We start from the raw sequence: 12,732 nt of genomic DNA, 5'->3' as shown, positions 1-12,732 counted from the left end.
GACTTCGACGAATATCTACGACAGGTAGAACAAGGCTTTGGGCTATCGAACCCCTATGGTCGTGACCAAACTCAGGGGCCTCAACTCAGAGATCGCAGTGACAACACCACACCATAACCATGGGCATATCTCTCAACGCCGCTACCCTGTTTAGCCGGGTCAATGCTCGTACCCGGCAGTTCTCACGCGGTCTATTTCAAGCGGGCGGCGGCCTTAGTGCAGCTGGGGCCGCTGCCGGATCACTGTCGTTGGTCAACCATCTGAAGGGGTTTGCTGTGGGTGCGGTACTGCAGGCCATACCCAGTATGATTTGGTCATTCTCAAGCCTGTGGACCCTGTTTTTTCAGAGTACGCTTCAAATCTTTTCATTTGACTGGAACCGGCCTGACGAGGCATTAGACCAGCAAGTCAGAAATCAATGGACGGCCTATGGATCGGTTCTCGGCAGTGTCACGGGTAGCACCATTGGTTACCTAGCCTGTGGCGTTCTGCCAGCCACATCGCTGTTTGCCATTGATGAGCGCATGGCCTTGTATGTCACCCAACAGGTTGGCGAGGAATTTATAGATGAGTTCATTGGCCAGGCCGCTTTCGCCATCCGGCTCGCCGCTCGAAATTTAGTCCAGCAAGGGGCCTTTGATGTTTATAAAAATGTCCGGCGCTGGCTGAAAGAAGATTCCAATCCCATTCTTAATACCATTCTGGGGTCTCAGAGAGCTGAAGAAATTAAGGCAACCTGGGGCGAACAAAGTGCAAACCCCTTTACTATCTATGGCGCGATTGATGAGCAGGTGGAGCGCATCCCCTCAGCCTTTTGGCGAAACTTCACTGAGGAAATGATCGAGGAAGTCTTTGATAGCTGCATCGAAGCTGGCTACGTTGTCGCGTACTCCCTCGATGGCTGGTTTGCGCAACAGAGAATGGCCCAACAGGAAGCTGAGCGGGTGGTAGAAGTTCAGCCGGATCGAACAAACGACCGTGAGAAAATTGTGCTCGCCGGTCCCGAAAGTCACGTTAAAGCGGGCGTTTCTCAAGCGTTAGTATCCCATCAGCTGATTCAGAGTCGAGATGTGGGGCAACTGATCGGTGCGCCGGTTGATGACTATGTCAGAGAAAAAGAGCTCAGTCTACGTATCAAATTCCAGCTATACAGCGTTGATGCTCCTCCCTACATCACGGTCGGGGCTAACGCTGTACAAAGGGTCACCATAACGGTCCCCGATGTCAAACGTTCGGCCTTAGACTGGCAGCAGCTCAGAGCCGCTTTAGGTGGGCCAAATGGGTATCTATGGGGACGATGGCGAGCGACAGCACGGCTAGGCAAAAACGAATATGTGTCTGCATTTGGTGCGACCGCAGACGAAGCAGAAGACCGAATAAGGGCTGTAATGACCCTCAGTAACTCGGTGATTCAAACCGTCACCGTAACGGAGGAACGACGGGCAGACGAACGAATCATAAACCCCCGGTTGCAGAAAAACGTGACCAGGGTGTATCCCGGTCACGTCACAGTGGTCAACCGACAGCGGGTGCTGGCCGCCGATCAAGGGCGGGTCTCGGTGAACGGTAGTTTTATTGATAGGCAAGCGCGTTTTGAGCTGTGGCGCGATACGGCCCCCCGCAACTTTCAGGCAGACATCGCCGAACTCCTTAGGTTTGCCTAGCAATCAGGTATTCACGTTCTTTCTGGATTTGATCCAGCACTTGAACATGAGTCATGTTCAACTCATTCTGTAGCCGCCTAACCAGCGTGATTCTAGGCCTGTACTGATAGGGCCGCCCAAACCTGGTTTTTGTTCGGAGCATCGCCCGGCGGCTACAGGTAGACATGCGAGCGTAAGCGATTGTGACCATGGTTAAAAACTAATTGTCTTAAGAGACTCCCTTAAGGGGTGTAATACACCACACGCCCCATCTGGCAGTGGTTTCACCAAAATTCTTTTGCTATCGTAGCGAACGAAATCACGATAGGAGTACAGGCGTATGGGCTCTGTCTATGGGGCCAGGACTAAAGTTGCTGTCACCCCGTTTAATGGTTCAACGATCAACTATGGTTTTGCAACCAACTGCACAGAAGCGGAGCAAAACGTTTTAGGACACACTCAGGTGGCTGCTGTTGTAGGCATCATCGTGTATGGTGCATCCGCTCCCAAGCCTGGGCGAATGACTAAAAACCCAGATGGCGCTCAGGGTGGTCCCAATACCAACACAACGTCGTTTGTGGATTGGGAGTCAATCAACGGCGCAATTGCCGCTGACTGGAAACTAGTGCGGGGCTCCACTCGGAATCCTAAGCTAGGGCGCGGGTCTAGAAGTATACGGGTTAAGGCTGAGATTGCTCCACAGCTACTCAAAGTGTGGGACATGAAAACTGAGCAGTTCAACCGGATTACGGCTGCAACGCTCGCTGAGATGGGGATATCAGCCTATGTACAGGCGGATCTGAACAACCCTAATGTCATTCAGGGTGACAACAAGATTGAGGGGGCTTCGGTCTTTGGGGCTCGCTCTGATGAGGGCTTAAGCATCGGATTTATTGACCACACCCGAGTAGACAATATGCCCGCTGGCTGGGCCGCTTTCGGCAGAGCCGTGACGGACGATCCACGCGCAGCAAACTAATAGGGCTACACACGATGAGGACTGAGATTGCAGCAGATGGGGTACCGGAGGTGGTGATCACCTATGAGGAATCGGTCTCTAATGGATGGCTATCCCAAGGCGGCATTATCCTGCCAGGGCATCCGTTGTATGCAGAAACCTTAAACGCTCCATCCGCTGACATTTTGGACAGCCTCAGGTTTGGTGATAGCTCAAACCAACGGCACATCATTTTTGGCCGCAATGGCCTGATGCGACCAGCAACTGAAACCCAATTGGATGCATACATCCATGAGGGTGAATACGACCAACGACTAACCCAAATTTAGGATTTTTCAACTATGGCAGACATCACACCCACTATGGTGAACGCCCACTTGGGCACCAACGTTTTTGAAGACGATGGCAGTGGCAATGCCACCCTTAATTTCAGCCTGCTGACGGGTGACATAGTCGGTATGGACTCCCCATTAGCAGAAGGCGCTATCAAGCTTTTAGATGCACTTTCAGGGACCGCCGTTGCTGAATATGACGCTGACAACGCTAACGATGCCCGCTCTACCTACCCAGTGATCAACCGCGTACCGACGACCATTGATGGCGATCCAGCGTTACGGGTCACTGGCACCGCCGTTGCTAAGGTGGTCATCGGCGATAGCTTGGATGAAGCTGTAGCTCTTTCATAGTGCAGGGGGTGAGGTCACCATCCCCCAAAGCTTTTTAGATGCTTTCCCAGGTGGCCTTGTATTTTCGTTGCGGCAAGCGTACAGCTCGGTTTCGGGGCCGTTTTTTGACGGGACACCCTCAGACCTGTTGACCCTTAACAGTGAGTCCATTCACTTGAATAAAGAACACGGGTCCATTCAAGTGGATGACGATTGGCTGACCACTCAAGATGGCGCTAGCTTGATTAGCTCTTCGCCGATTTCAGTCCCAACGACTCGGTTGATTAGTTTGGTCATTCGTCTATCGGCGGCTCGCACTGGCCAGCCCAATAGGGGCGATATCTACGTTGGTAATTCCAGTGCTGCAGTTGATCGGCTCTTTACCGTCTTCTCAGACGAGATTGCCTATTTTCGGGTCAATAAAGGCGGGGCATATCTAGGCACCGGGATACCGATGGCCGCAGATCAACCCTTGGTGTTGACTGCCAATATCTCGCCTGATAGACAAGATATCTGGCTGAACGAGACCTTGGTTAGTTCGTCTGACTCCTTTGTTGAGCCGAATTTGGGGCCACTCACGTTAAGTCTGTATGGGGTTGACTATGCCTTTGTTGGCATTTGGAGCGGGGAAACTATCCCGTCTGATCCAACCGCTGTGATTGCCGCCGTCATGCAGGAATTCGGCATTCCCACTAATTAGATGGTTTGGCAATATGCAGGGCAGGCACAGGTATCCGGGAGTGTTCTGTGGAGCATTCCCATCCCCGTCTTTGGTGAGCACGTAAGGCTGACCTATAGCTCCACCAATCCAACGGTGCTAAATGCGGGCTTCCGTGGCTACATGCGGGTGAAGTTCACCGATCAGAATATTGTTTCTAATCGGTGGCTTCGCATTTGGCCCAAACCCCAATCAGAAATGGTTGTAATGTCTCCCTGGGAACCCGACTTAGGCCGTCACGAGGTGCAGTTCAAAAGCAGCCGGTATGTGCCGGTCGATGGGTGGAGTGTGGTGGTGGAGTATTGGGTACCGCAGCGAGACCCCATTGAAGACATCGTCGAGGACATTGACCTGCTGGTGGATGACCTCGTTGACGAATATCAGGAGCAGGATTTGAACCCGTAAGTTCAATGTTGAAAATAGTTGAATGCAGGCCTGGGCGAGCTCAACAGTCAACGCCCATCGACCTGGAAAACCTACCGGCCACCATTGGCAAAGGTCAGGGCGATACGTATCAAATGGCCGTGGGTGTTGACCCACGGTCTATTTATTTTCAATCTCTGTCCAGAGTTCACGCGACCCTTTACCGAGAGGGCGATGACATTTGGTTGCGCGATGGCAACGGGAAGCCCAGTACAAACGGGCTGTTTTTTAATAGTCGCCGCATCTACAACCCAGTGAGGTTGTATCCAGGCATTCAAGTTGAGCTGTTCCCTGAAGTGAAGGGGTACCACCTTTACATTGAGTACGAAGCTCAGGGGGGTGATGGCCCGGAATTCGTAACGCTTGGACTAGATAACGAGTTTTTGGCTCAAGAGCTGAAGACGGCAGACGAACGTGTCAATGAACTGACCTGGGTCGTGGCTGACCTCAAAAAGCGACTCGAAGTTAACAGCAAGGAAGACTATGAACTCAAACAGGCGATCGTAAAAATCAATGCTGATTTGAGTGATCAGAAGCTGCAAAAAAATGCACTTAGCAAACAGGTCAAGCAGCTGAGGCGAATATTAATAGGAACTGCGGTAATTGCGATCTCATCGGCCTGGCTCCTATTCGGGGGCGATACGGAATCATTAGAGCTATGGGGTAAGGCCGTTATATCAATCGTGGGCCTGTTCAGTTTTGTGATGGGTGTTAAAGACTAAAAGACTAGGTTTTTATGTTGTCAGCCTTGACAACTAAGAGGCGTTTGAAATCTCAGTCAAAACAACAATTTTACTGCTAGTTTTATCGACTTATTTTTCAGAATCAAGCCGATAAAACAACCACTAAATTGCCATCACCTGTAAGCATTAATCATTTGATTTCACTTATAAATCTGTTGCTGTGTACCTTTTGTGGATCGCTTGTGGATCGCTTGTGTACCTCTTGTGGATCTACGGTGAATTAGGGTACACAGCGCTGTGTACTTGCGCCAGGGGGAATATTGGCTTGTGTATCGGTACACCGACTGACATACAGGGGTTATAGCGGTTTTGTGTATCTGTGTACCTACTGTTTTTGAGGGTGTTTTACCCCCAAAAACAGTAGGTTTGCGTTATTCGGTTGGAGGAGTCCACAGGACCGTAAACTGCACCTTGCTGTGGTACTTGCCTGAAGAGATTTCTATCACCTTTTTCAGTGAATTACTTAACAGCATTCTATGCACATCTTCTACTTTTAATTCATGATTGATACGCAACGAGGTAGCTTTACGGTAAAAGTCAGACACTGTACATGTTGAACCTACTTGAAGTTCAAATAGTTTTTTCACACAGTAGCGAAAGGCTTTAAGGCTAATGCCCTCTGGAATATCCAAATTATCAGTATCAACTTTCGACTGGGGACTGGCCTTTTTGGCCTGCTCTTGGCGCTTAGTTCGGCTATACATTCTCCAGTACAGTGCGTGGGTGATAGGGTCCTCATGAAACTCACCATAACCACGGGTTTCAAGTACCTCTAAAACCATCTCTAATTGACTCATGCTGGTGACAGCAGCCCAGCACCGGAGTGGGACTCTTAGGTCTAGTAATCCGGTGCCGTCATTGAGAATGTCAGAGTTTGCTTTGAACCACTGTAAAAAGTCGCTAGCCAGCTGCTTTTGCTCCGGACTGTAACAGGCTAGGGGGTCATTCTGCTGGGTAGCATCAACAGGCAAACGGGGGGCTACTTCGGTGACGGCTGCGACGTTCGGCGTTTCTTCAAACCCGTAATCCTCATCAAGGGCTGGGTTCACCACGTTGGGAACGAGGGGCTGAATATTCCAGCTTTGGGGTAGAACAATCAGTCGCCACTGGCCGCCGATATTGGTTAGGGCTAACACCACATTCACGGGAGACCCCTTAGCCGTGTGTTTTTTGAGGTAGGTATTGAATTCCTGCTTTAAGGTTTCACGAGTCTCTTTCATCGTGATGTAACGGGCATCGGATAGCAGCTTTTCAATTGAGCCATAAATACCATTGCGACCTAGGGCGATGGTGTATGTCTGGCTTCTGGCCTCAGCGGTGATGCCTGACTTATTGGTGGTCATGTGACCAAACACCACACCACGAACCGCTTTACTACGGCCATCTACAATCAGAGTTTCAATAAAATCGGCGTAATCTTCTTGCCAGCTGGGTTTGTCCGGCTTGATGGGTTTACCTCGCTCATCCTCAGTCGTGTTCATCTCGACATATTTGCGGGCCGCTTTACCCAGGGCCTTGGTACCTTCGTTGCCCTCGTCAATCAGTACGAACGATGGGACCAGTGATCCGTCTTCAAGTAGCGCTTCTAAGGTATTCACCCTAGACATGAGTCGAGTCGTCGCATTAATCAACGCTTGACCGTGCATGGTGTTGGTGACGGTGTAGAGGTCTTGGGTGTTTTCTAGACCTGCCATGCTGACCGATTCACCCCGCGCCGTATTGCCAGACTTATGGACAAAGGCGACAAAATCAGTCGACTCATCTTTTTGGTAGGCGGCGCTGATGATGGCTTCTAAGAAGGCCGACTTACCGACGCCGGTTGTACCGTAGCCGAGCAAACTACGGTCATCGGCCAAGAAGCGGGGAATCGGATTCTCAATCGACACACCACACCATTTCCGCTTTCCCTGCAAACTGACGCACTGCTCTGTAGCCTTAGTTGTTGAGTTTTTGCGGGTTGTAAACTCAAAGCCATCTATGGTCCCACGTCGAAACCCTTTGGTCTTAGTCGCGGCGGGTACGTCCTCACCGTCGGCAACACCCATTAGGGCTTTAAATTCTTCTACCTCCTGCTTCTGCGAGATCGCCGGGTCCACTAGTCCGGGTTCTTTCATGTGGTCAGGTAGATTGGCGTTGTTCTGCAGCTTGACCTCAGAGACCGCCGCATAGACACGACTCACCTCAGCATCTTGATAGGCCTGTCGCTTTAGCTGATGCTCAAACTGATGATCGTCTTCGGCTTCATCCAGTTCATTTTGATAGGCATTTAACCCGGCGTAAGCACTACCAATTAGGGTGAGGCCTGCACTGGTCATCATGAGCCCTAGGGCGGGGGGCCAGCGATACTCAAGGCCTGTTTTTGAGTAAAAGCCACGTTCTACGGGGTAAAACACTAAAAATGCACCTGAGATCGCCGCCCCATAAAGGGAGAGGGCTCGCTTAGGGGTGGCATCCCAGCAAGCACCCATCAGCTGTCCTAGGGTGTGCGCAATGCGGTGACGGACATCGCGAGAAAGTAAATCAGTGTCTAAAAAATGGCTACCCATGTGACCAGGCCTCCGACAATAACGGCACTGACGACAGCGCTAAACTGCAAAATTCCAACGGTGCTGGCTTCAAACGTGAGCCGCTGCGCCCACGAATGGCCGCCCATGATGCCCCGAAACTGAAGCATAAATAGACCGACAAACATACAAAATAGACTCCCTGCAATCGCAATCAGTGCAATCTTCAGTGGGAACCAAAGGGCCGCAAGCTGCACGACTGCAGACGAGGCACAAATGATAAACAGGTGCTTGGCTAGGTTTGCCCCTAACCGATGAGTAAGGTTCATGGCAATTTGAGGGGGACTAGGTGCCCCCACTAACGATTAGTTGAGCGCTAGAAACTGACGGTTTAGGTGTGAGCCCTGATGAGTGCCACGGCGGCTCAGGTCCGTACTGGCCTGTAACTTTTGCCGTAGACCTCGATCAAACTGGGCGTAGTTGATATTGGCCTGTTCCACATCTGAAGCATGTTGCAGGCCTGCTTCTTTCCGCTTGAGATTGAGGACATGTTTTAGGGTCTGGTACTGGGCGTAGGCTTCCTCGATTGTGATTTCCAGGCGCTGAACCTTCACGCGTAGCTTCTGTAAAGCTGTTTGGTAGGCCTGCTGGCAGTCGATGTAGTGACTCGCGGCTTCAATGGCCCGAGTCGCTTGGGTCAGTTGTTCGGATTCCGCCGTCATCTCGTCAATAAACTGATCGGCGGCGGCTTCGGTGCCACATTCTGTCAGAAAGTTCGCGGGTAGCTTCCTGACCGTCGTGAAGTCTAGGCGTTCTAAGTTACTGGGGTTGATGGATTCGTTGGTAAGGGATGTTTTTGCGCCAAGGGCCTGCTCTAAGTTGCCGGTGAGATTAAATGCCATGTTGGTTTGTTTAAATAAACGACGTATCAAAACGACTGAACGGGGTGTGATGGTTGCACATCACCTCCTTACGTAATCGCGGTTTTCAAGATAGAAGTCTCGTAATGGAAGTGAGCGATAGTGGTTGTGCAGGGTAGACAGGGACATCGCTCCGGCAAGCGTCAGCAAGACGAGATGAGTGAGCGTCAGCCTGAATTGTTTTAGCTGCCCTAGCTGCTTTCCCTGATGGCCTTGCTCAGCTGTTAAGACGTTGATTTGGCTTTGGGTTAGGTCAACCAGGCCGTCTAGCTGAGCGAGTGACCCTTGAATGACCTCAATGTCTGACTGGCTTAGCTTTTCGCTTTTTTCCAATAGGCTTAGCTGCTTATTGATGGCGGCAAGCGACCGTTTTATTTCAACCGTGTTAGACCGGGTTGATTCCTGCAGATCAGACACCGCTGCTCTCACATTGGCCAGGGCTAGGCCATGGCGCTCAACGGTTTTAGAGAGGGCTGCTACTTTTTCAGACACGGATAAGTCATCGTCCGTGACTGGGTCAATGCGGTCTCTATCAGGAGCCTCATTCGTGCTTAGCCAAGCGAGGGGGTCTTGTTTAGGGTCCATGGCTCGCTCCTCAGTCCCAAAAGGTTAGGGTGTCAACGAGGTTGGTGGCACGACGATGCGCGGTTAGGGCTGGCTGGGCAACGCCTCTGAGTTCCCAACCCACAGCAACAGACAGTAGAAAGCAAGTGATTATGAGAGTTGTTTTGAAAGGCATAATGTGCGGTGTTCCTTCCTGTGTTGGGACGCAAGGGATAGGGCTTGTATAGGGCTGCCTATCCCGTTTGCAGGGGGGCCTTAAAGGGTCATGGTTGAATAGAGGCCCTCTAACAAATGGATCGCCTGATGGGAATCCAGCTCTGTATCGAGTTGGTTCAGTAATCGAACCACTTCATCGTGGTCTTCAAACCTAAAGCCGTCACACGTTGCCAGGTAAGAGATAGACCCTTGATGCGTTAGGGCGTTGATAACGTCCATTTCGGCGTGCAAGACGGACTGGGCAATGGCTGAGGCGATATTGAGTCGCTCTACATTGGTCAATCCTTGCCAGTACGAGCCGTATTTGCTGCACAGACCATCAATAGCAGGGGTTTGAGTGTAATAAGTCAGTGGGTTTGCCATGGTGGTTAGTTGTAATTTCTTTTTGCTGCGGACTAATGAGAATCGGTCGTAGATAATGGGCCAGTAGCTTTCGGGAATTCTGGGCTTTATTGCATCCCAGGTTTGCTGTAGCTCTTCCACCTCGGTTTCAGTGGGTAGCGTTGCACCTGGGGCATTCCAGTCGTCTAGCTGCTGACGGATTTGAGATGCATTCATAGTTAGCCTTGGTCTAGCTCCAGTCGGCCAGTTGTGAGTATTCGTCGTCGTCAGTGGTTTGAGCGGGTGGAGGTGATGGGATAGCCACGATTGGTTGATGCTGGTTTTGGCTGGCGGCATAGGTACCCAAAATGTGGTTCAGCGCCAGCCGATGATCGTCTACGCCGATTTGCTCCATCACCTGTCGAATGAGGGGCTGAAACCCTTTCTCGATGGTGATTCTCATAGGTTGGATACTTTGCGTAGGGCGTAGGCGTAGAGACCGCGAGCATTGGCCCACTGGGGATCGGGCAATACTTGGATATTGCGCTTAGCGAGCAGGCCTTTAATCCCTGGCAGACAGGCACCGCCGCCGATGGCGAGCAGAGCCGTTGCGGATGCCATCCGATCTTCCGTTGGACGCACCATGGGCTTAAGTACGGTGTCTACCCAGCGGGGTAACTCTTGCTTATAGGCATCGGTAAATTTCCACTCTGGATACTGAGTGCCGTAGGTGAACTGCCCGGATTCGATGCCGGTGCGGATGAGGTGGCGATCACCTTCTCTCTTCAGCTCTCTCCTAACTAAATCGTTGGTGGCAATAGCATCAATGAGACTCTCAACACCCCCGTTTTGGCTGTAGCTGCGAGCGGTCATGGAGAGGTCATTGAAGCTAGAGACAATCAGCGTGCCGTTGCCCAAATCGTATAACAATGCGTTGGTGAAATCAGCTTTTGACTTATAGGCTAAAACCGCCCCAGTCCCTTCTTCTAGGACTCCGTTGACAGCAACAACAACACTAGAACGCTTGCCATTGAGGACAACAGTATGACTACCGCTGAGAGCCTCTTTTAACCCCTTTCCGAGAGTCGCGCCATCGTGAACAGAAACAGCAATTGATAGCATCCATTCGGAGCGGTAAGGCTGCAAAGAGAGAGCGCTCAATAACAACTGCAAACCCAGGTCAATCTTGCCGGTTTTGTCATCGGTGACGCGGGCCAAGGCACGGGGTGAATGGTAATAAGCATTGATGCCGCCAATCCACTGTTTACCCTCCAGGTCGGAGCGTTCCCCCTGGACATATTCGACATAGCCCTTGGTTTGACCCAGACTAAGACGCTCTTCTAAATAGGTGACATAGCTCTCTAATCGGTATTCACCATGGCTAGAAACCAGCTTTAAAGCCCCGTTTCCGATGTCTGCGCCAACGGGTTGGCAGATGTGGTCAGAATTGGCAGATGTGGCACGTTCAGTCAGTTTTGCCAGTGTTGCGGTGTTCATGTGTTTTTACCTGAAATGATTGATATGTAATGGATTGAGGTGATTTATTCAGAAATAACGCTTACCTATTGACGTGGCAGATGTGGCGTTGAGTGGCACACATAGGCAGATTTGCCGCACCAATAGGCACAGAAAAGCCCTATGCAATTCGGAGTTGCATAGGGGCTTAGGAGCCTTGGTTTACCTGGGATACGGCGTAAAATTCGTCAACTGTGCCGTCTTCAAGGTAAAGCTTGTAAAAGTAAAACTGACCGTCGATGCGGACTACTCCCATTTGGTCAATTTCTGGGTTGGGGCAGGCACACTTGTCAGCTAGCTGAACAGCCACAGCTCTTTTCAATTCACTGAGTACGCTCATTCGGTCTTTGAGCTGCTGGTACTCAGTTTTGATTTTCAATAATTCTTGAAAAAGCTCGTATGAGCTTACGTTTCCACTGTCGTTCGATACCATAAAAAGGTCTCTCCTTTAGGGACTTGCCCTGGGCTGCGGCCTGTAAACTTCGGCCCAGGGCTATTAACTTCAGTTTTCAAATTTCAAATACGTCGAAGCGATCAGACTTCGGCGTTTTTTTGTTCAAACTCGACAAGGAAATCAATAGGCTCCTCTGACTTGAAAGAACTTGGCAAGTCACGCCAGCCTTTTCCAAACTTTGATTCCAGCCAAGCATCAATAATTTGAATTTCCTCCGTAGTAAACGTTGGTTCAAAACCGTTTGCTGCTCTATTGATCTTGTCCTTGGTGCATCCCCATTCCCGAGCCAATTTGCTTTGAGATATGCCAAGGACTCGAACAAATTGACCTATCACATTCTCTCCTTGCCTAAATGAACTTCCTGACATAGCATAGCATTAATGTCGTAAATCGCAACGGAAAATCCGACGCGATTTACGATACTTACTCCATAGACAACACGCGGGTCAAGTTTGCCGACCGTCCCGCGTGTCAATTATCTCAACCATCTTTGGGATGGCAAACGAAACGAACATGTCACGGCGCTTTCCTTTCACCTCACCACGGAGATTACTTAGACACTTATGTTCCTAAAATCATTAATCCACGATCTACGTACTTACGTATGGGGGGTAACTACCAACCATCCCTGCTGGCGAGAAACTAAGTTTGGGTGGATTTGGCCCATTGAAGTCCAGAGACGCAAAAGTGCTTATGGCTATAGCTTCCAGATCTGGTTCTGCTGGCCCCAGGTCCATGTGCTCAACCCATTTGAACTAGAAGCTGACTACTTGCTGCGTGGGGGCAAACGCCATGTCTAATCGTTCGGTAGAGACGCTATGGCTTTTAGCCAGGCTGGCAGCAGAGAACCGCCAACAACGCTTCTACACATTGCGGTTCATGTGGACTGCGATCGCATCGTTCGAAAAACTTGGACTACCGGCTGATGCGCTCGATGAGCTGCGTGGAATCTACACCGGGATGGCAGACGGGGTGCTGTTTAAGGACTTCATCAACCAAAAAAAAGAGGTTGGCTCCGAAGACACCCAACCTCAAAGTTAGTCCTATTAGTCAAACAGAATTGGGGCTAGCCAAAGCCCCTGAAAATC

At 50.6% G+C, this 12,732-nt stretch carries 18 protein-coding genes; 9 read left to right on the top strand and 9 right to left on the bottom strand.

Annotated features, from left to right (window positions below):
* Positions 1–119: 119 nt before the first annotated feature.
* The 7 genes from N836_RS46140 (at position 120) to N836_RS46110 (ending at position 5,129) form a co-directional block, all read left to right on the top strand.
* Positions 120–1,664, top strand: coding sequence for a hypothetical protein (locus tag N836_RS46140; RefSeq protein WP_023071237.1), 1,545 nt, complete (start codon positions 120–122; stop codon positions 1,662–1,664).
* 319 nt (positions 1,665–1,983) lie between these two features.
* A complete protein-coding gene (locus N836_RS46135) occupies positions 1,984–2,622 on the top strand; it encodes a hypothetical protein (protein WP_023071238.1) in 639 nt (212 codons plus the stop codon).
* A 14-nt stretch (positions 2,623–2,636) separates the two neighbouring features.
* Positions 2,637–2,930: a hypothetical protein gene (locus tag N836_RS46130; protein ID WP_023071239.1), complete on the top strand. Its 294-nt coding sequence runs from the start codon at positions 2,637–2,639 to the stop codon at positions 2,928–2,930.
* Positions 2,931–2,942: 12 nt separating this feature from the next.
* Positions 2,943–3,287 (top strand): hypothetical protein, encoded by a 345-nt coding sequence (locus N836_RS46125; RefSeq protein WP_023071240.1) that lies wholly within the window; start codon positions 2,943–2,945, stop codon positions 3,285–3,287.
* A 154-nt stretch (positions 3,288–3,441) separates the two neighbouring features.
* Positions 3,442–3,966 (top strand): hypothetical protein, encoded by a 525-nt coding sequence (locus N836_RS46120; RefSeq protein ID WP_152532066.1) that lies wholly within the window; start codon positions 3,442–3,444, stop codon positions 3,964–3,966.
* On the top strand, positions 3,967–4,389 hold the full coding sequence (locus tag N836_RS46115) for a hypothetical protein (RefSeq protein WP_023071242.1): 423 nt from the start codon (positions 3,967–3,969) through the stop codon (positions 4,387–4,389). It abuts the gene before it with no gap.
* A 5-nt stretch (positions 4,390–4,394) separates the two neighbouring features.
* Positions 4,395–5,129, top strand: coding sequence for an FHA domain-containing protein (locus N836_RS46110; protein ID WP_023071441.1), 735 nt, complete (start codon positions 4,395–4,397; stop codon positions 5,127–5,129).
* Positions 5,130–5,521: 392 nt separating this feature from the next.
* On the opposite strand, the gene N836_RS46105 is transcribed toward N836_RS46110, so the two are convergent.
* The 9 genes from N836_RS46105 to N836_RS46065 form a co-directional block, all read right to left on the bottom strand.
* Positions 5,522–7,696: a hypothetical protein gene (locus N836_RS46105; protein WP_152532080.1), complete on the bottom strand. Its 2,175-nt coding sequence runs from the start codon at positions 7,694–7,696 to the stop codon at positions 5,522–5,524.
* Positions 7,678–7,983: a hypothetical protein gene (locus N836_RS46100; RefSeq protein WP_152532079.1), complete on the bottom strand. Its 306-nt coding sequence runs from the start codon at positions 7,981–7,983 to the stop codon at positions 7,678–7,680. The genes N836_RS46105 and N836_RS46100 overlap by 19 nt, the downstream gene beginning before the upstream one ends.
* A 36-nt stretch (positions 7,984–8,019) precedes the next feature.
* A complete protein-coding gene (locus N836_RS46095) occupies positions 8,020–8,556 on the bottom strand; it encodes a hypothetical protein (protein ID WP_023071438.1) in 537 nt (178 codons plus the stop codon).
* A gap of 60 nt (positions 8,557–8,616) precedes the next feature.
* Positions 8,617–9,159: a hypothetical protein gene (locus N836_RS46090; protein ID WP_023071437.1), complete on the bottom strand. Its 543-nt coding sequence runs from the start codon at positions 9,157–9,159 to the stop codon at positions 8,617–8,619.
* Positions 9,160–9,393: 234 nt separating this feature from the next.
* Complete coding sequence (locus N836_RS46085; RefSeq protein WP_023071436.1) at positions 9,394–9,912, bottom strand: hypothetical protein; 519 nt, start codon at positions 9,910–9,912, stop codon at positions 9,394–9,396.
* 13 nt (positions 9,913–9,925) lie between these two features.
* Positions 9,926–10,138, bottom strand: a complete 213-nt coding sequence (locus tag N836_RS46080) for a hypothetical protein (RefSeq protein WP_023071435.1) — start codon at positions 10,136–10,138, stop codon at positions 9,926–9,928.
* Complete coding sequence (locus N836_RS46075) at positions 10,135–11,172, bottom strand: hypothetical protein (protein WP_023071434.1); 1,038 nt, start codon at positions 11,170–11,172, stop codon at positions 10,135–10,137. The genes N836_RS46080 and N836_RS46075 overlap by 4 nt, the downstream gene beginning before the upstream one ends.
* Positions 11,173–11,338: 166 nt before the next feature.
* On the bottom strand, positions 11,339–11,623 hold the full coding sequence (locus N836_RS46070; RefSeq protein ID WP_023071433.1) for a hypothetical protein: 285 nt from the start codon (positions 11,621–11,623) through the stop codon (positions 11,339–11,341).
* 101 nt (positions 11,624–11,724) lie between these two features.
* Entirely contained in the window at positions 11,725–12,012 is a 288-nt protein-coding gene (locus tag N836_RS46065) for a hypothetical protein (RefSeq protein ID WP_023071432.1), read from the bottom strand.
* A 195-nt stretch (positions 12,013–12,207) separates the two neighbouring features.
* Between N836_RS46065 and N836_RS46060 the strand changes: the two genes are divergently transcribed.
* Positions 12,208–12,444 carry a hypothetical protein gene (locus tag N836_RS46060; protein ID WP_023071431.1) on the top strand — a complete coding sequence of 79 codons (237 nt, stop codon included), beginning with the start codon at positions 12,208–12,210 and terminating at the stop codon, positions 12,442–12,444.
* Positions 12,437–12,685 (top strand): hypothetical protein, encoded by a 249-nt coding sequence (locus N836_RS46055; protein WP_023071430.1) that lies wholly within the window; start codon positions 12,437–12,439, stop codon positions 12,683–12,685. The genes N836_RS46060 and N836_RS46055 overlap by 8 nt, the downstream gene beginning before the upstream one ends.
* The last annotated feature ends 47 nt before the right edge of the window (positions 12,686–12,732 follow it).

Source organism: Leptolyngbya sp. Heron Island J (assembly GCF_000482245.1).
Classification (GTDB): Bacteria; Cyanobacteriota; Cyanobacteriia; order Phormidesmidales; family Phormidesmidaceae; genus Leptothoe.
The sequence above is the reverse complement of the archived record's forward strand: the minus strand, read 5'-3'. Positions and strand labels throughout refer to the sequence as shown.

What these genes read in the sequence shown, in the direction of transcription:
- N836_RS46140 (WP_023071237.1), top strand. Translation starts at nt 120, where the DNA reads ATGGGCATATCTCTCAACGCCGCTACCCTGTTTAGCCGGGTCAATGCT.
- N836_RS46135 (WP_023071238.1), top strand. Translation starts at nt 1,984, where the DNA reads ATGGGCTCTGTCTATGGGGCCAGGACTAAAGTTGCTGTCACCCCGTTT.
- N836_RS46130 (WP_023071239.1), top strand. Translation starts at nt 2,637, where the DNA reads ATGAGGACTGAGATTGCAGCAGATGGGGTACCGGAGGTGGTGATCACC.
- N836_RS46125 (WP_023071240.1), top strand. Translation starts at nt 2,943, where the DNA reads ATGGCAGACATCACACCCACTATGGTGAACGCCCACTTGGGCACCAAC.
- N836_RS46115 (WP_023071242.1), top strand. Translation starts at nt 3,967, where the DNA reads ATGGTTTGGCAATATGCAGGGCAGGCACAGGTATCCGGGAGTGTTCTG.
- N836_RS46110 (WP_023071441.1), top strand. Translation starts at nt 4,395, where the DNA reads ATGTTGAAAATAGTTGAATGCAGGCCTGGGCGAGCTCAACAGTCAACG.
- N836_RS46105 (WP_152532080.1), bottom strand. Translation starts at nt 7,696, where the DNA reads ATGGGTAGCCATTTTTTAGACACTGATTTACTTTCTCGCGATGTCCGT.
- N836_RS46100 (WP_152532079.1), bottom strand. Translation starts at nt 7,983, where the DNA reads ATGAACCTTACTCATCGGTTAGGGGCAAACCTAGCCAAGCACCTGTTT.
- N836_RS46095 (WP_023071438.1), bottom strand. Translation starts at nt 8,556, where the DNA reads ATGGCATTTAATCTCACCGGCAACTTAGAGCAGGCCCTTGGCGCAAAA.
- N836_RS46090 (WP_023071437.1), bottom strand. Translation starts at nt 9,159, where the DNA reads ATGGACCCTAAACAAGACCCCCTCGCTTGGCTAAGCACGAATGAGGCT.
- N836_RS46085 (WP_023071436.1), bottom strand. Translation starts at nt 9,912, where the DNA reads ATGAATGCATCTCAAATCCGTCAGCAGCTAGACGACTGGAATGCCCCA.
- N836_RS46080 (WP_023071435.1), bottom strand. Translation starts at nt 10,138, where the DNA reads ATGAGAATCACCATCGAGAAAGGGTTTCAGCCCCTCATTCGACAGGTG.
- N836_RS46075 (WP_023071434.1), bottom strand. Translation starts at nt 11,172, where the DNA reads ATGAACACCGCAACACTGGCAAAACTGACTGAACGTGCCACATCTGCC.
- N836_RS46070 (WP_023071433.1), bottom strand. Translation starts at nt 11,623, where the DNA reads ATGGTATCGAACGACAGTGGAAACGTAAGCTCATACGAGCTTTTTCAA.
- N836_RS46065 (WP_023071432.1), bottom strand. Translation starts at nt 12,012, where the DNA reads ATGTCAGGAAGTTCATTTAGGCAAGGAGAGAATGTGATAGGTCAATTT.
- N836_RS46060 (WP_023071431.1), top strand. Translation starts at nt 12,208, where the DNA reads ATGTTCCTAAAATCATTAATCCACGATCTACGTACTTACGTATGGGGG.
- N836_RS46055 (WP_023071430.1), top strand. Translation starts at nt 12,437, where the DNA reads ATGTCTAATCGTTCGGTAGAGACGCTATGGCTTTTAGCCAGGCTGGCA.